We start from the raw sequence: 18,177 nt of genomic DNA, 5'->3' as shown, positions 1-18,177 counted from the left end.
GGGGCGTCATGGCGCAGCGGACTCCAACAGTCGGCCGGCATCGTCGTCCAGGGTGTGGTGCGACACCCAGTCCACGATGCGTGCCGCGGCATCGGCCCTGCAAACGGGGGCGCCTTCACCCAGAAAACCGTGGCCCTCCTGGGGGTAGAGCACCAGTTCACCCGGGGTTTCTCCGCCGCACATGAAAGCCACGAACAGCTCTTCGGACTGGCCCTGCGGGCACCGCGCGTCCGCTTTGCCCTGCATGAAGAGCGTGGGTGTCGTGGCGCTCCCGATGTACTGCACCGGCGAGTGGTGCCGGGCCTTCTCGCGGTCGAAACGCGGGGCTGTCGCCATGGAGAACGGGTCCACGTAGTAGCCGCTGTCGGACGTCCCGTAGTGGGTCTCGATGTTGCCCACCGGTGCCATGACCACGGCGGCCTTGAACATCTCGGTGTGGCCGATGGCCCAGGCAGAGAGGTAGCCCCCATAGGACTTGCCGCAGACTGCCAGGCGCTCATCGCAGATGCCTTGCGCTTTCAGGTCTTCGATGGCGGCGAGGTGCTGCGGCAGGTCATGCGTGCCCCAGTGGCCTTTCAGCGCGTGGGCGAATTCGTGTCCGAAACTGGCGGAGCCTGCGGCATTGAGCGCCAGTACCGACCACCCCTGCGAGCACAGCACATGCCAGTAGACGGCCGTGTCGAAGTCCAGCAGCGCATAGCTGGCCGGTCCTCCATGGATGTCGTTGAGCAGCGGAGACGGTCCCGCGGCAGCTTCGGCCCTGAGCAGCCAGCCTTCGATCTCCTGGACTTCCCCGTCGCCGCCGGGTACCTGGAACGACATCGCCTGCGCCTGGATGGGGGTCCTGTCGTCCCACCATGGGTTGAGGCGGCTGATCTGGCGCAGGCTGCCTGCGCTGTCCTGTGCACGGCAGACATGCAGCTCGGACGGCAAGGACGGGTGGTGGATGGACATCGCGAAGTGTGTGCCGGTGGAACCGAATGCACCCAGCTGGTGGTCTTTGGCGAGCAGCACATGCAGATGGCCCTCGAGTGTGATCTGCGCAATCTCGTGACGGCCCCGATGGGCGCGCACAAAGGCGATGCTGTGGTCCCCCTCCGGCCAATGCACAGATGCGGGGTCTGCGACTTCCACATCGCCGAGCTGGCGCGCCGTGCCGGTCTGAGTGTCGAACAGCCACAGACGAACCTCCGCATCACCCGCCAGCACCGCACCCGTGAAGGCGATGTAGCGCCCCGACGGAGACCACACCGGCTGCATGGCGTGGGTGTGGCTTTCGGTCAGGCGGGTGTGCCTGGCGCCATCCGCGCTGCAGACCCACAGGTCCGTGGCATGGGCCAAGCGCCCATCCCGCGTGCGCACATAGGCCAGTTGCGTTCCATCGTGCGACACGTCATGGGCCAGCACGTTGAAGGCGCCATCGGACAGGGGCGTGACGTCGCCACTCGCCACATCGACCCTGAACAAATGGATCTCACGCGCCAGCAGATAGCCGACGCCATCGGACTTGTAGGGCAATTTCCACGCGACTTCGGCGGGGCTTTGGCGGGCGGGCGCGTCGCGCGGGGCGCGCGCGCCCCGCAAATCGGGGTTCACACTGACCGACGCCGTCACCACGAGCGACTTGCCGTCGGGCGCCCAGCACGGGCTCGCCACGGATCCGGCGAAGTGGCCGAGCGGCCGTGCCTCTCCCCCCGACATGGGCAGCAGATGGATCTGTGGGCTGCCACCCCGATCAGAAATGAAGGCCAGCGTCTGCCCGTCCGGAGACCAGCGGGGCGAGTGGTCGCTGCCGGTGCCGTGGGTGATGGGATGGCTTTCGGAGCCGTCGAGCGCAAACATCCATAGTCTGGATTGGTAGCTGTTGCTCTGACGGTTCACGGACCGGACCACGCAGGCCGCGCGCTCCGAGCCGGGTGCACAGTGCAGCGCGGTGATCTTCTGGTGAAGGTGGAGGTCGTCGACCGAAAACGGGATGGGTGAGTGAGCGTGGGATGGCGGGGTGTCGGTGGTCATGGGTGTGCAGGGGCGAAGGACCCGTGAAAACTAACGCCGCCATCCGGCCGGGTTTGTAGGACGCCCGCCGAAGACACGACCTGGCTGTGATGTCGGAGCGTCACCCGCGCTGTTGCAGTGCCAGCGCTGGCCGTGGTCCTACACCGCAGGCACGCATCGCCCCACAGCCCCGATCTGCCTGCGCTTGAAGACTGAGGGTACAAGCTGGTCATGCTTTTCGCGGGCCGCACACGGAGATACCCATGACTGCAAAAACCCCATCGCCCGACTACAACCAATATGGCCTCAAGGACACCGACGGGAAGACCGACGATGTCTATGCCAATCGTCCCGGTGGCGAGCAGCCGGGGGTCGGCCCTGCCGACCAGGTCACCGCCTCTGGCCACCGGGTCGGAGCCATAGAGCAGCATCCCGACCCCAAGCCGTCCTCGCGCGCCGGTCAAAAAGTCCTGGGTGAGACGGACGACAAGCAGCGTTGATCCGGTCGCGGCGCTGGCGCTGTCCCCGGAGCCGCCGTGAGCACCTCAGCCGTTGGCGCGGCTTTTTGCCTTGACCTGGGCAAGCACCGCCACGCCCATCAGGGCTCCCATCACGATCAAGGCCCATTCCGAAAGAGTGGGAATCGCGGCAGCCCCCGGCGCTGCCAGATGGCCGGGCAGGGTCAGGGTGTCGGTACCGCAGGTGAAGGACGTGAGGCCGTCGATGGTGCCTCGCGCCACCACCCCATTGGGCGCGGTCAGATCGACCGTACCGGCGTCCGGCGGACCGCCGATGAAATTGCTGTTGGCCAGCGGTGCTGCAGCCGTCACCCCGTTGACCGTCAACGACCAACTGACCGGCGGCGTGGTCGCATTGAAGAAGTCGACAAAGTTGCAGCTGATGCCTGTCCAGGTCAATGTCCAGTCCGTGCCCGAACGCGTTACCGTCGCAGCAATCGTGGCCGACCAGCCCACGGTGGCCATGCCTAGCAGCGAGGCCATGACCGCATTGCGCCCAACTACTACCCACCGCCGTCCTGCCCGCATATCGATTGGCTCCCAAAGCTGATGCATTGACCCCCTCGCGCCCGAAAGGCCGGTGCACCGTCCACAACGGCGCGGGTTTTCAGGCTTTCCAGACGGCGCGCGTTGGCCGTGCCGTGACGAGAAGGGCGAAGGGGCCATCTTCAGGGGGCCGGCCCCATCCACCAAGACAGGCCTCGTTATCCGAGCCATAAGCGGATCTTTGGCGTTGCTGCGCCCCGGGGGACGCGGGCCGAACCATCCCGCATTTGTGCAGAAAACTGATCACGCCCCGTGTGTCTTCGCACCTATCGTCCAGCCATCACCCCACGCCGCAACACCCGGCCCTCTCGATGTCTGGATGCCATGACGACTTCCTACCCTGCGCTCGCCCTGCATGTGGCGGGCCACTGGACCACCCACACCGGCGGCGGCACGCGCCCCGTCGTCAACCCCGCCAGCGGCATGGAGCTGGGGCGGCTACCGCTGGCCGGACCGCTGGAGCTCGCGGCAGCCGCCGAGTCCGCGCTGCGCGGCTACCGCAGCTGGCGCCAGGTGCGGGCGCACGAGCGCTACGGGGCATTGCGGCGTGCGGCCGCGCTGCTGCGGGAGCGCCTGGACCTGGTGGCCACCGTGCTCACGCTGGAGCAGGGCAAGCCGCTGGCCGAGGCGCGGCGCGAGGTGTCGCTGTCGGCGGACATCATCGACTTCCAGGCGGAAGAGGCCAAGCGCCTGTATGGCCGGACGGTGCCGCCCCGCGTGGAGGGCATCTTGTCGCACACCGTGGCCCGCGTGCCCGTGGGGCCGGTGGCGGCCTTCACCGCCTGGAACTTTCCGGTCAACCTGCCCAGCCGCAAGCTCGCCAGCGCACTGGCAGCGGGCTGCAGCGTGGTGATCAAGCCGGCCGAGGAAACGCCGGGCAGTTGCATGCTGCTGGTGCGTTGTTTCCTCGATGCCGGCGTGCCGGCGGATGCGATCAACCTGGTGTGCGGCGATCCGGGGGAGGTGTCCTCGTTCCTGATCGAGCGCCCTGAAATCGCCAAGGTGTCCGTCACCGGGTCGGTGGCCGTGGGCAAGTTGCTGGGCGCCCAGGCGGCAGCCCATGTCAAGCGCTTCACCGGCGAGCTGGGCGGGCATGCTCCGGTCATCGTCTGCGACGACATGTGCGACGGCGACGCGCTGGACTTCGTGCTCCGGCAATCGGTGGCGGCCAAGTTCCGCAATGCCGGCCAGGTGTGCGCATCGCCCATCCGCTTTTATGTGCCCCGCGGCCACCTGGGCACGTTCGCCCAGCGCTTCAGTGCTGCCGCGCGGGCGTTGCGCCTGGGGCAGGGTATGGATGCCGCCACGCAGATGGGGCCGTTGACCCATGCGCGCAGGGTGCAGGACATGGAGCGGTTCGTGGACGACGCGGTGGCGCAGGGTGCGCGCCTGCTGGCCGGTGGCCATCGGGTCAGCCGCCCCGGCTTCTTCTTCCAGCCCACGGTGTTCGCCGATGCGCCCGCGCAGTGCCGCCTGATGCAGCAGGAGCCCTTCGGCCCCATGGCCGTGATCCAGCCTTATGACAGCCTGGACGGCGCCATTGAACAAGCCAATGCACTGCCCTACGCGCTGGGCGCCTACGCCTTCACCCGCGACCTGCACACCGCGCACCGGCTGGGCGAGGGCATCGAGGCCGGCATGGTCGGCATCAACCATTTCGGGGTGTCGCAGCCCGAGCTGCCTTTCGGCGGCCACAAGGAAAGCGGCCTCGGCCAGGAGATGGGGCCCGAGGGGCTCCTGCACTACACGGACGTCAAGACGATCACCGTCGGCACGCCTTTTTGAACCAGGACATTCTTCACCATGACGCGCACCATCGAACAGCTCAAGGCAGACAGCGGCCACTACCTGTGGCACCCCATGGCCCATCCCGCCGCCATGAAGAAAACCCCACCGGACATCGTTGCGCGTGGCGAAGGCTGCTGGATCTGGGATGTGGATGGCCACCGGATGCTCGACGGCGTGGGCGGCCTGTGGAGCAGCAACCTGGGCCACAGCGCCCGACCCGTGCGGGACGCCATCGTCGCCCAGCTCGATGAACTGCCGTTCTACAACGTGTTCCGCGGCACCACGCATCCGCGCGCCATCGAGCTGTCGCAGCGGCTGGTCCGGTTGATGCAGCCCGAAGGGGTCTCTGCCGTGCTGTTCTCCAACGGGGGCTCCGACGCGGTCGAGGGCGCGCTCAAGATCGCGCGGCAGTACCACAAGCTGCGTGGCCAGGCCGACCGCTACAAGTTCATTAGCCTGCGCCAGGGCTACCACGGCGTGCACTTCGGAGGCATGAGCGTGAACGGCAACACCAACTTTCGCCGCGCCTACGAGCCGCTGCTGCCGGGGTGCTTTCATATCGACACGCCCTGGCTCTACCGCAACCCGTACACCGACGACCCGGTGGCGCTGGGCGAGATCTGCGCCGAGCTGCTGGAGCGCGAGATCGTCTTCCAGGGGCCCGACACGGTGGCCGCGTTCATCGCCGAGCCGGTGCAGGGCGCTGGTGGTGTGATCGTGCCGCCTGCCAACTACTGGCCGGCCGTGCGCAAGATCTGCGACAAGTACGGCGTGCTGCTCATCGCCGACGAGGTGGTCACCGGCTTCGGCCGCACCGGCCATCTGTTCGGCACGCGGCTGTGGGGCGTCAACGCCGACCTGTGGTGCCTGGCCAAGGGCATCAGCTCGGGCTACGTGCCGCTGGGCGCGACCGCGATCTCGGGCAAGGTGGCGCAGGTGTTCGATGAGGACACGACAGGCCAGGCCGCGGTGAGCCACGGCTACACCTACAGCGCCCATCCCGTGGCCGCTGCGGCCGCGCTGGCCACGCTCGACCAGATCGAGGCGCTGGATGTGCCCGGCAACGCGGGCCGGGTAGGCGCCGTGATGCAGGAGCGCCTGCGCCAGCTGGAGCACACCTGCAGCTTCGTCGGCAACGTGCGCGGCGTGGGGCTGATGCTGGGCATCGAGATGGTCCAGGACAAGGCACTGCGCACGCCCATGCCGCGCAGCAGCGACATCCCCGCGCGCGTGGCGCGGGAGGCCTACCGGCGCGGCCTGATGGTGCGCATCTCGGGCCCCAACCTCATCCTGTCGCCGCCGCTGGTGATCACGCTGGAGGAGGTGGACCACCTGTGCAGCGCGCTCGAGGCCGCCTTCGCTGCGGTGGAGGCCTCGGCGTGACGCGCCCGCCCGCAGGCCGCCCGCCGGTCATCCTGCTGATCGGCACGGTGGACACCAAGAGCGAGGAGATCGCGTTCCTGCGCGAATCGGTCGGGCACTGCGGCGGCACCGCCCTGGTGATGGATGTCGGCGTGCTGGGCCGCGGCGGTGTCAAGCCCGACGTCCTGAACACCGATGTGGCAGCGGCTGCCGGCGTGAGCCTGCGCCAGGTGATGGACAGTGGCGACGAGAACACGTCCATGCAGCTGATGGCGCGCGGCGCGGCGTTGCTGGCGGCCCAATGGCACATCGAAGGCCGCTTCGACGGAGTGCTCATCCTGGGCGGCACCATGGGTACCGACCTGGCGCTGGATGTGGCCAACGCACTGCCGCTGGGCTGCCCCAAGCTGGTCCTCTCGACCATTGCGTATTCGCCGCTGATACCGCCCGAGCGCATACCGCCCGACCTCATCATGCAGCTGTGGGCGGGCGGGTTGTACGGCCTCAATCGCCTGTGCAAGGCGGCTCTGGGCCAGGCGGCTGGCGCCGTCGTGGGGGCCTGCCGGGCACGCACCGTGCAGGCCGACGCCCGGCCGGTCGTGGGCATGACATCGCTGGGCTCCAGTGCGCTGAGCTACATGAAGCTGCTCAAGCCCGCGCTGGAGGCGCGCGGCTACGAGCTGGCGGTGTTCCACACCACGGGCATGGGCGGCCGCGCCTTCGAGGACCTTGCGCGGCGCGGCTATTTCGCCTGCGTGATGGACTTCAGCCTGCAGGAGGTGGTCAACCACCTGGCGGGCAGTTGCGTGAGTGCGGGCGGTGACCGCCTGCTCGGTGCGGGCAGCGCAGGCGTGCCGCAGATCGTCGCCCCGGGCGCGACGGACATGGTGGACTTCGCGGCCTGGGCTGGCTGCCCCGCTGGGTTCGCACAGCAGCCGGTGCACGACCACAACCGCCTGCTGGCGTCGGTGGGCGCGGGGCACGCGCTGCGGCGCAGCGTGGCCCGCACGGTGGGCGAGCGGCTGGCGCAGTCCCGGGGACCGGTCTGTCTTTTGCTGCCCACCCGGGGCATCGAGGAGTGGGACCGCCCGGGCGGTGCCATGCACGACCCGCAAGGGCTGGCGGCCTTCATGGACGAGATCGGCCTGGCCGCGCCGCCGTCTGCCACGGTGCACCGCGTGGACGCGCACATCAACGACGAAGCGTTTGCGCGGGCTGCCCTCGGCGTGCTCGACGGCTGGGTGCGCGACGGGCTGGTCGCGCCCGGGGTTGCTGCCACGGGTGCGCAAGAGGTGGCGGCATGAGGGCCTCTGCCCTGGTGCTCGACTTCGGCGGCGTGATCAGCCGCATGCTGTTCGAGACGCACCCCCTCACGGAAGCCGCACTGGGCCTGCCCGCCGGTACGCTCACCTGGCGCGGCCCCTTCGATCCCGCCAGCGACCCGCTGTGGCAGGACATGCAGGCCGACCGCATCAGCGAGCGCGACTACTGGATGGCCCGCACCCGCGAAGTGGGGCGCCTGGTGGGTGAAGACTGGCGCAGCATGGAAACCTTGGTGCAGCGGGCCCGCGGGGCCGACGTGCAGGCGGTGATCCGCCCCGAAGCCGTGGCTGCGATAGAGGCTGCGCGCGCGGCCGGCAAGCGGCTTGCCATCCTCTCCAATGAGCTCGACCTTTTCTACGGCGCCGAGTTTCGCCGCAGGCTGCCCCTGCTGCAGGCGTTCGAAGTGATCGTGGACGCCACCTACACCGGGGTCCTCAAGCCCGATCCGCGCGCCTACGCAGCGGTGACCGATGCGCTGGGCATTCCTGCCCAAGCGTGTGTCTTCGTGGACGACCAGCTGCGCAACATCCAGGGCGGCCTGCGTGCCGGGCTGCAGGCGGTGCATTTCGATGTGCTGCACCCGGCGGCGTCGTTCGGGCGTGCGCTGGACTTGCTGGGCGTGGCCCGGCCGGCCTTGCTGGCGGCCTGAGCCGCCGCCCTCCCATCACTTCTTTCCAGACCATGACCTCTACCGTTTCAGGCGTTTCCTGCGCCCGCATTGCCGAACTGATGCGCGCCGAACAGTCAGACTACGCGGCCACCCATGCCCGCTCGGGAGCGCTTTACGCCCAGGGCAAGGGCAGCTGGCTCTACGGTGCCCCTTCCCACTGGATGCGCCGCTGGATCGGTGGCTGGCCGGTGTACATCGACGGCACGCCGCGCCCCTACGGCGTGCGCTTTGCAGACGTCGACGGCAACGAGTATGTGGACTTCTGCCTGGGCGACACCGGCGGCATGTGCGGCCATGGCCATCCGGCGGTGGTCGAGGCCATGGCCCGGCAGGCCCGGGTGGGCACGTCGCTGATGCTGCCCAACGGCGATGCCGAATGGGTGGGCGAAGAGCTGCAGCGCCGCTTCGGCCTGCCCTACTGGAACCTCACCACATCCGCCACCGACGCCAACCGGGCCTGCATCCGCCTGGCGCGCATGATCACCCACCGCCCCCGCGTGCTGATCTTTTCCGGCGCCTACCACGGCAACGTGGAGGAAGCGCATGTGGAGCTGCGCGAAGGGGCGCTGCACATGCGCAACGGGCTGCACCACAACTTCTTCCCGCACCAGGACCTGTCGGCGGTGGTGGAGTTCAACGATGTGGCGGCGCTGGAAGCCGCGCTGCGCCAGGGTGATGTGGCCTGCGTGCTGGCCGAGCCGGCCATGACCAACTACGGCATGATCGCGCCGCAACCGGGCTTTCATGCCGAACTGCGCCGCCTCACCCGCGAGACGGGCACGGTGCTCATCATCGACGAGACCCACACCATCTCCAGCGGACCGGGCGGCGCGACGCGCACCATGGGGCTCACGCCCGACATGTTTGTGCTGGGCAAGGCCATCGCGGGCGGCATTCCGGCCGCGGCGTTCGGCCTGTCGCAGGCCATGGCCGAACGGGTGTGGCAGGTGCTGCCGCCCGTGCACCCCACCGTGCGCCAGAGCGCCCATGCCGGCATGGGCGGCACGCTGGCGGGCAATGCCCTGACCGTGGCGGTGATGCGGGCCGTGCTGAGCGAGGTGCTGACCGATGCGGCGTTCGAGCGGATGCTGGTGCTCAGCGCCCGCTTGCACCAGGGCGTGGCCGACACCATCGCACGCCACCGCCTGCCGTGGCATGCCACTCGGGTCGGCGCGCGCGTGGAAACCATGTTCGCGTCCGACGAGCCGCGCAATGCGAGCGACGTCAAACAGCACCGCCACGGCGAGCTGGAAGCACTGCTGCACCTGTACCTGATGAACCGCGGTGTGCTCATCACCCCGTTCCACAACATGATGCTCTGCTGCCCCGGAACGCAAGCGCAGGACGTGGACCAGCACAACCGTGCTTTCGACGCCCTCGTGCGTGATCTGCTGGCCTAGTGGCCATGCCGGGACGACGACCTTGCGGTGGGCGGACCCCACCGCAGCGCCGGCATCGCCCCGAATCCGGTCAGTCCGTGATCCATCCGTGGTGGGCCACGCGCCATTTGCCATCGATGAGCCGCATCGGCAATGCGCTGCGGTTGAGCGCATGCCTTCCATCGGCCGCCACGCGCAGCGGATGGGCCATCATGCCCCCGCTCCACAGCGTCGTGCGCTCCAGCGTCTCGGCGACTGAGGCCCGGGTGATGGGGCCTTCCATGCCCCTCATCACCTGCACCAGGGCACGTGCAGCGATGTAGCCTCCCTGCGACAGCGAACTGGGCTCGATCTGGCTGGCGACCAGCAGCCGGCGCCAGTCGGTGGTCTGCATGGAGCTGCTGGACCAGGGGTCGAACTCGGCCATGGCGTAGATGGCTTCGGTCGTGGCCAGGTCGCTCAGCCGCCGTGCGGTGTGGGACGTGTAGGAGGCGGTGAGCAGCACCACGGGGATGCCGGCGAGCGCGGGGTGGCCCTCGCGCATCCATGCGAGCGACGGGCCTTCGGGGCCGGTGTAGACCACCGCCTGGCATTGGCGCGCGGCCACGCGCTGCACCACCGCCGGCAAAGCGTCTTCCAGTCGGTACACATCCAGCGACGGCGTGGCTGCCCTCATGCGGCGGGACCAGTCGTTCACGGCATGCGTGAAGGCGTCTGTCATGCCGGGCAGGGCCGGAGACACCACGCAGATCCTGGCGCGCTGCAGCACCTGGTGCACAAAGGTCAGGGCGTTGGCGGTGGATACGTAGGGGCCGGCATTCATGGGCGCGATGTGCGACGACGCAAAGCAGGCGGGGTCCACACCCGCTCCGGGCAGGTTGAACAGCCGGGCCTGGGCATAGCGTTCGTGGTTCACCCCGCACTCCAGAACGCTCGAACCACCGGCCAGCGCGACCACGCGCACATCGTCGATCAGCGCCGCCGCGCCCTGGCGGGCAACGTCCGGACGCATCTGGTCGTCGACCACGGTGTAGTCGATGCGGCGCCCCTGGATGCCGCCGGCGGCATTCACCGTGTCGAAATAGGCGCGGGCCGCCTGCACGCTGGCGGACGACGCGCCGGGGCCGCTCAGGCTGCTCACGGCGCCCACCACGATGGGCGGCTTGTCGGCCGCCTGTGCGCAAGTGCCGGCACACAGTGCCAGGCTTGCGGCGGCGACGGAACCTCTCATGGCGCGGCCACCCGCCGGGGCCACAGGCCCCACAGCCCGCGCGGCGCGAACAGGCTCACGGCCATGGCCACGCAGCCCATCGCGATGAGGTACCAGCCGCCGGAGATTCCGAGGGACACGGCCAGCACCTCCTGCAGGGCAAACCACACCAGCACGCCCACCACCGGCCCCGCGATCGTGCCGATGCCGCCGATCATGGTGGCAAACAGCATCATCACGACCCAGTTGATGTCGAACGCGGAGCCAGGCACCAGGAACATGCCGCCCATGAAATACACCGCGCCCGCCAGCGCGCAGACCGCGCCGGAGATCACGAAGGTGACCAGCCGCACGCGCTGCACGTCGATGCCCACGCTGCGCGCTGCCACCTCGTTGTCCCGCACCGCCGTCACGGCCAGGCCCAGCCGGGACTGCATCAGCAGGTACAGGCCGGCGATGGAGCCGGCGCCGAGCGTGCAGGCCAGCCAGAAGCTCACCCGGGCGAACAGCTCCACGTCGTCCAGCGTGGACATGTCCAGCGTCAGGCCCGCATTGCCGCCCAGCCACGCCGTCTTGGAGACCACCAGCGTGACGATCTCCGCCACCACCCAGATGCCGATGGAAAAGTACGCATCGCGCAGGCGAAACAGCGCGGGAGCGACCACCATCGCCGCCAGCGCGCCCAGCACACCCGTCGCTGGCAGCAGCAGGTAGGGCGACAGGCCCGTGCGTTGCGTGACATCGAACAGCGCATACGCGCCGATGCCGATGAACAGCTGGTGCCCCAGCGACAGCAGGCCGCCGTAGCCGGCCAGCAGGTTCCACATCTGCGCCATGCACAGGGCCAGGAGCACCTCGCTCGCCAGCCGCATCATGCCGGCATCCAGCCAGCGGGGCGCGAGGGTCGCCAGCGCGGCGGTGGGCAGCAGCCAGGCCAGCACGGTGAGGGCGGGCCGCTTCATGGTCGACCCCCTGCCAGGCCGGTGGGCTTGAGGATGAGGGTGCACAGGAACAGCAGGTGCGCGTACAGCGAGCCGGCATTGGAGTCGATGCGCTGGCCCACCAGCTGGGCCACGCCCAGCACCAGGCCGCCGGCCATGGCGCCCCAGAAAGAGCCCATGCCGCCGATGATCACGACCTCGAACGCGATGAGCATGCGTTCCACGCCCGAGAACGGCGTGAACAGCGTGCGCTGCGCGAGCAGGTAGCCTGCGCCCATGGCAAAGGCCGCAGCCAGCCCCATCACCTGGCAGAACACCTGCTCGGGCTTGACGCCCATCAGGCGCACCATGTCAGGAAAGTCCGCCGTGGCGCGCACGATGCGGCCGAACTCGGTGCGCCGCAGCACCCACTGCAGCGTGGCGAACAGGGCCAGCGCCAGCCCCAGCATCAGCACCGGGTACACGCCCACGGAAATGCCGAAGAGGTCCAGGCTGGCGCTGCCCAGTCCCCCCGCATCCACGGCGCGGGAGTCCGCGCCGAACAGCTCGACCATGCCGTTGCGCAGCAGCACCGACAGGCCGAAGGTGAGCACCATGGGCGTGAGCACGTTGCCCGTGCGTACGGCCCGGTTGAGCACGCACGCCTGCAGCAGCCAGCCGAACACATAGCCCAGCACCACCACGGGCAGCAGCATCGCCCACACCGGCACCTGGCTGAACCAGCCCACCAGAAAGAAGCCCGCGTAGGCGCCGAGCACGATGAACTCTCCGTGCGCCAGGTTCACCACCCGCATCACGCCGAACACCAGTGCCAGCCCCAGCCCGAACAGCGCATACAGCCCGCCCAGCAGCAGGCCGTTGATCAATGTCGATATCCATTCCATGTCTGTTCATTCCCCGAAATAGGCCGCTGTGACCTGTGCATTGCTGACGGCAGCGCTTGCGCCCTGCAGCGTGACCTGGCCCTTGAGAAGGCACGCCATCTGGTCGGACACGGCGCACGCGCGTGCCACGTCCTGCTCGACCAGCACAATGGACAGCCCCTCGCCGCGGATGCGGGCAAAGGTGCGGTAGATGTCCTCGACGACCAGCGGCGCGAGCCCGAGCGAGAGCTCGTCGCACAGCAGCAGGCGCGGATTGCACAGCAGCGCCCGGCCGATGGCCACCATCTGCTGCTGGCCGCCCGACAGCTGGGTGGCGTTGCGCTGCCGCAGGTCCTTGAGCACCGGAAAGGTGTCGTACACAGCATCCAGGGTCCATCGCCCCGGGCGGCGGGTGAGGGTGCCCATCTGCAGGTTCTCGTGCACCGACAGCGACGGGAACAGCATCCGGCCTTCCGGCACCATGGCGATGCCGATGCGCGCCAGCGCTTCGGCGCTGTGGTGCGTCACGTCGGCGTTGTCGAAGCGGATGCTGCCCCCGCGGGCGGCATGCAGGCCCGTGATGGCGCGCAGCAAGGTGGTCTTGCCTGCGCCGTTGGCGCCGATGAGCGCCAGCACCTGGCCTTCCTCCAGCGACAGGGTGATGCCCGACAGCGCCTGGAAGTCGCCGTAGAACACGTCGGCCGCGTCGATCTCAAGCAGCGGCATTGGCGGGCACTCCCATGTAGATCTCGCGCACGATGGCGCTGTCCATGACCGCGCCGGGGCGGTCCTCCAGCAGCTTGCGGCCGAAGTGCAGCACCATGATGCGGTCTGCCACGGCCCGCAGGGCCTGGGCGATGTGCTCGATCCAGATCACGGCATAGCTTTCCTTGAGCTGGTTGACCAGGTCCACCATCTGGAGCACCTCGCGCTCGGTCAGGCCGCCGGCCACCTCGTCCAGCAGCAGCAGCCTGGGCTGTGCCGCCACGGCCTTGGCCATCTCCAGCCGCTTGCGGTCCAGCAGCGGCAGGGCCCCTGCGGTTTTGGCCGCTGCAGACGCCAGGCCGCAGCGCTGCAGGGCCGCATGGGCGGCGTGCGCCGCCGCATCGCCGCGCAGCCCCGCCGCGAACGTGGCGGCGGCCAGCACGTTCTGGAACACGGTGAGGTTGCCGAACGGCTGCGGCACCTGAAAGGCCCGCGCCACGCCCAGGCGCGCGCGCCGGTGCGCAGGCAGGCCGGACAGCGCGTGGCCGTCAAGCACGATGCGGCCGGCGTCCGCCCCCACGGTGCCGGTGAGCAGATGGAACAGGGAGCTCTTGCCGGCGCCGTTCGGGCCGATCACCCCCAGGCATTGGCCGACCGAGAGATCGATATCGATCGCATCGGCCACCACGACCCGGCCGTAGGCCTTGCACAGGCCTCTGACTTGCAGTGTCACGGAGATGTCCCTTCAGGAGATTTGCGAGAGCAGTTCCAGCCGCCCGCCCAGGGGCACGGCAGGGGCGAGCGCGTTGTTCACCACCACCAGCTCGTACGGGTGCTTGGCGCCTGCCGCCGTGCGGCGCCACTGGCCGCCGGCGAGCGCGGTCCTGGCCACGCTCTTGATGGGGCTGCCCTTGAAGTCCACCATGCCCACCAGCGTGTCCAGCGTGGTGTTCTGGATGGCGTCGCGCACGGCCTTGCGGTCGAACGGGTTGCCCGCCGTCTTGAGGGCATGCAGGCCCACCTCCCACAGGGCGTGGGCGTAGCCCAGCGGCTGCGTCCACTGGTTGCCGGTGTCCTTCTCCCACTCGGCGGCGAAGTCCGCGGCGCTCTGGCCGGTGAGCGAGGACTTGTACGGAAAGCTCGGCGACCACCAGACCTCGGTGGACATGCCGTTGCCCGCCGCACCCAGGGCCTTGAGCGCGCTGGGGAACAGGAAGGCGCCGGCCACGGTGCAGGCCTGCGGCTTGAAGCCCTGCTGCTGCGCCTGCTTCCAGAACGTGGCGAAGTGGCTCTCGTACATGAAGCCCGAGACGATGTTCGCATCGGCTTTCTTGAAGCCCGCGATCTGGTTGCTGAAGTCGTCCGTCGCGACCTTGAAGAAGCCCCCGTTCGACTCGCGGTACCCGGCCTTGCTCAGCACCGGCGGCATGCCCATCAGCGGGTCGGCGAAGGCCGCGCCCGGCGGGTTGTCGATGTACAGCGTGCCCACGGTGCGGTTGGTCTTGGCGCTGTCCCACAGCGACACGAAGGTCTTGACCACGTCGTCGGCGCCCCAGAAGAAGTGGAACGAGAACGGAAACCCCTTGCTGACCTTGCCGTTGCGGGCAAACAGGAAGGCCTGCCAGGGCGACATGGTGCTGACCATGGGGATGCCGTGCACGTCGCACAGTTGCCCGGCAGGGGTGGACGCATCGCCGTCCTGCACCAGCATCAGGTCGACCTTTTCGCGCAGCACGAGCTCGCTGGCCACCTGCACCGACCGGTTGGCATCGGACTGGTTGTCGCGCAGCAGGATCTCCACCGGCACCTGCTGGCCACCGATGTCGATGCCGTTCTTGAGGCGCTCGCGCAGCTTGGCCAGGTGCCACTGGTCGGCCACGCCGAACGGCGCACGCGGGCCGGACAGGGCAGTGATGTAGCCGATGCGCAGGGTCTTGGGCTGCGCAAAGGCAAAACCCGCCACGCTGCTGGCAGCCGTCAGCGCCAGAGAGTTCCGCAGGAACCGGCGGCGTGGTGCCTGGGGCAGCGCGGCTGCTGCGGGAGGTAGTGGCTTGGTCATGGGGATACTCCAGAAGTGAGGATGACGAGGTCAGGCGTGGGAAGCGAAGGCAAGGGCGCCGGTGAATTTCTGCAGCGTTCGGGCGATGAGCCCGGGCTCCATCCCCTGGGTGATGAACACCAGGAGCGAGCGTCGGTCCGCGCCCGGCCAGGCAGGCAGCCGCCGGGGCGGGTGCACCAGGTGCTGCGCGGCATGCACCACCAGCGGCCGGTCCGGGTCATCGGCGACCTGGATCAGGCCTTTGAAGCGCAGCATGTGGTCTCCCCGCATGGCAGCCATCAGTTCCAGCCAGTGCTGGAACACATCGGCCTGCAGCGGCTCGTCGAGGGCAAAGCACTCGGTGACGATGTCCGTGGCATGGGGCGGCGCAAATCGGTGCAGAACGGACGAGAGCGGGGGCTCCTGGCCTGGCGCTCCGCGCAGCAGCCATCCGCGGCCGATGCCGGGCAGCCCGGGGCTGCTGCGCGGGCGTGCCAGGAACTGGTGTTCCAGGTCCTGCAGATGCGCCGAATCCAGCTGGCCCTGCACCACCAGGTGCTGCGGTGCGCTGCCGTTGGTACGGGCCAGGCATTGCTGCAGTGCCTGCAGCGCTGGCGCACCGGCCAGGTCGGTCTTGGTCAGCAGCAGGGTGTCTGCCATGGCGACCTGCCGGCGCGCCTCTTCATGGCGCTGCAGCGTGGCGGCACCGTTGCAGGCGTCCACCGTCACAGCCACCCCGGACACCCGAAACCGGCGCGCCAGCGCGTCGTGCGTGGCCAGCGTGTGCAGCAGCGGCAGGGGGTCCGCCAGCCCGGTGGTCTCTACCACCACGCGGGCGAATGCCAGCTCGCCGCGCTGCCGGCGGGCGTGCAGGTCGGTCAGGGTGTCGATGAGGTCTTCGCTCACCGTGCAGCACACGCAGCCGTTGGGCAGCACCTGAACGTCGGGGGCGACGTGCTGCACCAGGAGGTGGTCCAGGCCCATCTCGCCCAGTTCGTTGACGATGACGGCGGTGTCGCTCCATTCCGGGCGCTGCATGAGTTGCTGCAGCAGCGTGGTCTTGCCGCTGCCGAGAAAGCCGGTCAGCACCAGGACGCACAGGCGCGGGTCGTCTGTCATGCGGCCGCCCCGTGCACGCAGCGGCCCTCGAACCAGGTCTGCAGGGCGCGGGTCGCCCCCAGCTGGTGCGGCGGCGCCTCGAACAGGTGCGTGTCCAGCACCACCAGGTCGGCGGACTTGCCCACTTCGAGCGAACCCGTGAGGTGGCCCAGCCCGATGGCCTGCGCCGCCTGCAGGGTGTAGGCGCTGAGGGCCTCATCCACGGTGATCGCTTCTTCGGGGCACAAGGTGCCCGGCAGGCGCCCGGTGGGGTCGCTGCGCGTCACCATGCCCTGGATGGCGGGCCAGGGGCTGGGGTCGGGGACCACGGGCCAGTCCGACCCACCAGCCACCAGCGCGCCGGCATCGATCAGCGAGCGGATGGGCGCGACCCGGTCCACGCGGGGTTGGGGCACCGTGGTGCGGATGGCGTCGATGATCACGCTCGGAAACCACAGCGGCGGCGACAGGTCGGCCACCACGTCCAGCTCGGCAAAGCGCGGAATCTCGGCCGGGTCGATGAAGCTGGCGTGGGCGATCTGGTGGCGCAGGCCCGGGCCGTTGAAGCTGCGCAGCACATCGATCGCATCGAGCGCCGCGCGCGTGGACGCGTCGCCCGTGCAGTGGATCTTCACGCGGATGCCGCGCCGTTCGCTGTCGGCCAGCACCTTGGCCAGCTGCGGCACGGTGAGGGTGGTGCCGCCGCGAAAGCAGCAGCCGTGCACCGCGTCGGGCAGATACGGCTCCAGCATGGCGGCGGTGCGCGAGGTGGGTACGCCGTCCAGGAAGATCTTGCCCGCGTCGGGCATGAAATGCCGGGTGCGAAACTGATCGCGCAGCGCCAGCAACTCCTCACCCGCCTCGCCGGGGGCGAGCGGCGCGTCGGTCACCGGCACCGATCCCACCACCCAGGCGCTCAGCCGGCCCTGGTCTTCCAGGCCCTTGACGGCACGCAGCACGGCGCGGGTGGTCAGTGCCTCCTGCATGCCGGTGACGCCGCAGGCATTGAGGCGCCGCACCGCATGGGCGGCAGCTTCGATGTCCAGCTCTGGCGTGGCATCCATGGCCTTGGCCAGCGCAATCTCCACCAGGCTGCAGGCGGCCTCCAGCAGCAGGCCGGTGGCTTCGCCCGTGGCCGGATCGCGCACGATGCGGCCATTGGCCGGGTCTGCGGTATCGCGCGCGATGCCCGCTGCGGCCAGTGCGGCGGAGCTGACGAAGCGGTTGTGGTGGGAGTCGTCGCGCAGCATCACGGGGCGGCCGCCCGCCGCTGCGTCCAGCCGCTCGCGGGCAGCGTGGTCGAGCTGGTCCATCAGCGACGACCCCCAGATGCCGCCCACGATCCATTCGCCAGGGGCCTTGCGGGACGCGGCCTCCCGCACCGCCGCCAGCACCTGGTCGAGGCTGAACACCGGCGGCACGAACATTTCATACAGCTCGGCCCGGCCGGCCCAGACGAAGTGGTTGTGCACATCCACCAGGCCGGGCACGACCATGGCGCCCGGCAGGTTCACGACCCGTGCGCCGGGCAGTGCCGCCTGGGCTTCCTGCAGGGTGCCGACGGCCACGATGCGGCCTTCCTGCACGGAAATTGCTTCGGCCCAGGGGCGATCGGCCGCCATCGTGCAAATGCGCGGGTGGCAAAGAATCAGGCTCGGCAGCATGGGCGTGTCAGTGGTCATGGGCAGGTGTCTGTAGGTCGATGGGGTGAACAACGAGGGAATCCACCGTGGCGCGTCTG

16 protein-coding genes are annotated in these 18,177 nt (G+C 69.2%); 6 read left to right on the top strand and 10 right to left on the bottom strand.

Annotation, left to right across the window (positions count from 1 at the left end):
- Positions 1-6: 6 nt before the first annotated feature.
- Entirely contained in the window at positions 7-2,016 is a 2,010-nt protein-coding gene (locus ACIGHN_RS03685) for a S9 family peptidase (RefSeq protein WP_396503307.1), read from the bottom strand.
- A gap of 242 nt (positions 2,017-2,258) precedes the next feature.
- Between ACIGHN_RS03685 and ACIGHN_RS03680 the strand changes: the two genes are divergently transcribed.
- A complete protein-coding gene (locus ACIGHN_RS03680; RefSeq protein ID WP_396503306.1) occupies positions 2,259-2,495 on the top strand; it encodes a hypothetical protein in 237 nt (78 codons plus the stop codon).
- Positions 2,496-2,540: 45 nt separating this feature from the next.
- Here the strand turns inward: ACIGHN_RS03680 and ACIGHN_RS03675 are convergent, their stop codons facing one another.
- A complete protein-coding gene (locus ACIGHN_RS03675; RefSeq protein ID WP_396503305.1) occupies positions 2,541-2,978 on the bottom strand; it encodes an IPTL-CTERM sorting domain-containing protein in 438 nt (145 codons plus the stop codon).
- A gap of 405 nt (positions 2,979-3,383) precedes the next feature.
- Here ACIGHN_RS03675 and ACIGHN_RS03670 point away from each other — a divergent pair, with 405 nt between their 5' ends.
- Genes ACIGHN_RS03670 through ACIGHN_RS03650 form a run of 5 tightly spaced genes read left to right on the top strand, consistent with a single transcriptional unit; the run spans position 3,384 to position 9,602 of the window.
- Positions 3,384-4,844, top strand: a complete 1,461-nt coding sequence (locus tag ACIGHN_RS03670; protein ID WP_396503304.1) for an NAD-dependent succinate-semialdehyde dehydrogenase — start codon at positions 3,384-3,386, stop codon at positions 4,842-4,844.
- An 18-nt stretch (positions 4,845-4,862) separates the two neighbouring features.
- On the top strand, positions 4,863-6,230 hold the full coding sequence (locus ACIGHN_RS03665) for an aminotransferase class III-fold pyridoxal phosphate-dependent enzyme (RefSeq protein WP_396503303.1): 1,368 nt from the start codon (positions 4,863-4,865) through the stop codon (positions 6,228-6,230).
- Entirely contained in the window at positions 6,227-7,513 is a 1,287-nt protein-coding gene (locus tag ACIGHN_RS03660) for a Tm-1-like ATP-binding domain-containing protein (protein ID WP_396503302.1), read from the top strand. Before ACIGHN_RS03665 ends, ACIGHN_RS03660 begins: the two co-directional genes overlap by 4 nt.
- Positions 7,510-8,181 carry an HAD-IA family hydrolase gene (locus ACIGHN_RS03655; protein ID WP_396503301.1) on the top strand — a complete coding sequence of 224 codons (672 nt, stop codon included), beginning with the start codon at positions 7,510-7,512 and terminating at the stop codon, positions 8,179-8,181. The genes ACIGHN_RS03660 and ACIGHN_RS03655 overlap by 4 nt, the downstream gene beginning before the upstream one ends.
- 32 nt (positions 8,182-8,213) lie before the next feature.
- The gene (locus tag ACIGHN_RS03650) at positions 8,214-9,602 is read left to right on the top strand and encodes a transaminase (protein WP_396503300.1); all 1,389 of its coding nucleotides are present in this window, start codon (positions 8,214-8,216) and stop codon (positions 9,600-9,602) included.
- Positions 9,603-9,672: 70 nt separating this feature from the next.
- Here the strand turns inward: ACIGHN_RS03650 and ACIGHN_RS03645 are convergent, their stop codons facing one another.
- From ACIGHN_RS03645 to ACIGHN_RS03610, 8 genes are read right to left on the bottom strand one after another with little or no spacing between them, the layout of a single operon-like run.
- Positions 9,673-10,812 (bottom strand): ABC transporter substrate-binding protein, encoded by a 1,140-nt coding sequence (locus ACIGHN_RS03645; protein ID WP_396503299.1) that lies wholly within the window; start codon positions 10,810-10,812, stop codon positions 9,673-9,675.
- Positions 10,809-11,753: a branched-chain amino acid ABC transporter permease gene (locus ACIGHN_RS03640; protein WP_396503298.1), complete on the bottom strand. Its 945-nt coding sequence runs from the start codon at positions 11,751-11,753 to the stop codon at positions 10,809-10,811. The genes ACIGHN_RS03645 and ACIGHN_RS03640 overlap by 4 nt, the downstream gene beginning before the upstream one ends.
- Positions 11,750-12,616 (bottom strand): branched-chain amino acid ABC transporter permease, encoded by an 867-nt coding sequence (locus ACIGHN_RS03635; protein ID WP_056417341.1) that lies wholly within the window; start codon positions 12,614-12,616, stop codon positions 11,750-11,752. Before ACIGHN_RS03635 ends, ACIGHN_RS03640 begins: the two co-directional genes overlap by 4 nt.
- 6 nt (positions 12,617-12,622) lie before the next feature.
- On the bottom strand, positions 12,623-13,321 hold the full coding sequence (locus ACIGHN_RS03630; RefSeq protein ID WP_056417344.1) for an ABC transporter ATP-binding protein: 699 nt from the start codon (positions 13,319-13,321) through the stop codon (positions 12,623-12,625).
- Positions 13,308-14,033: an ABC transporter ATP-binding protein gene (locus ACIGHN_RS03625; protein WP_396503297.1), complete on the bottom strand. Its 726-nt coding sequence runs from the start codon at positions 14,031-14,033 to the stop codon at positions 13,308-13,310. Before ACIGHN_RS03625 ends, ACIGHN_RS03630 begins: the two co-directional genes overlap by 14 nt.
- Before the next feature lie 12 nt (positions 14,034-14,045).
- On the bottom strand, positions 14,046-15,359 hold the full coding sequence (locus ACIGHN_RS03620; protein WP_396503296.1) for an ABC transporter substrate-binding protein: 1,314 nt from the start codon (positions 15,357-15,359) through the stop codon (positions 14,046-14,048).
- 30 nt (positions 15,360-15,389) lie between these two features.
- Positions 15,390-16,457 carry a CobW family GTP-binding protein gene (locus ACIGHN_RS03615; RefSeq protein WP_396503295.1) on the bottom strand — a complete coding sequence of 356 codons (1,068 nt, stop codon included), beginning with the start codon at positions 16,455-16,457 and terminating at the stop codon, positions 15,390-15,392.
- On the bottom strand, positions 16,454-18,118 hold the full coding sequence (locus tag ACIGHN_RS03610) for an amidohydrolase (RefSeq protein ID WP_396503294.1): 1,665 nt from the start codon (positions 18,116-18,118) through the stop codon (positions 16,454-16,456). The genes ACIGHN_RS03615 and ACIGHN_RS03610 overlap by 4 nt, the downstream gene beginning before the upstream one ends.
- Positions 18,119-18,177: the final 59 nt, after the last annotated feature.

Origin of the sequence: Acidovorax sp. NPDC077693 (assembly GCF_044542805.1) — a bacterium.
Lineage (GTDB): Bacteria > Pseudomonadota > Gammaproteobacteria > Burkholderiales > Burkholderiaceae_C > Acidovorax.
The sequence above is the reverse complement of the archived record's forward strand: the minus strand, read 5'-3'. Positions and strand labels throughout refer to the sequence as shown.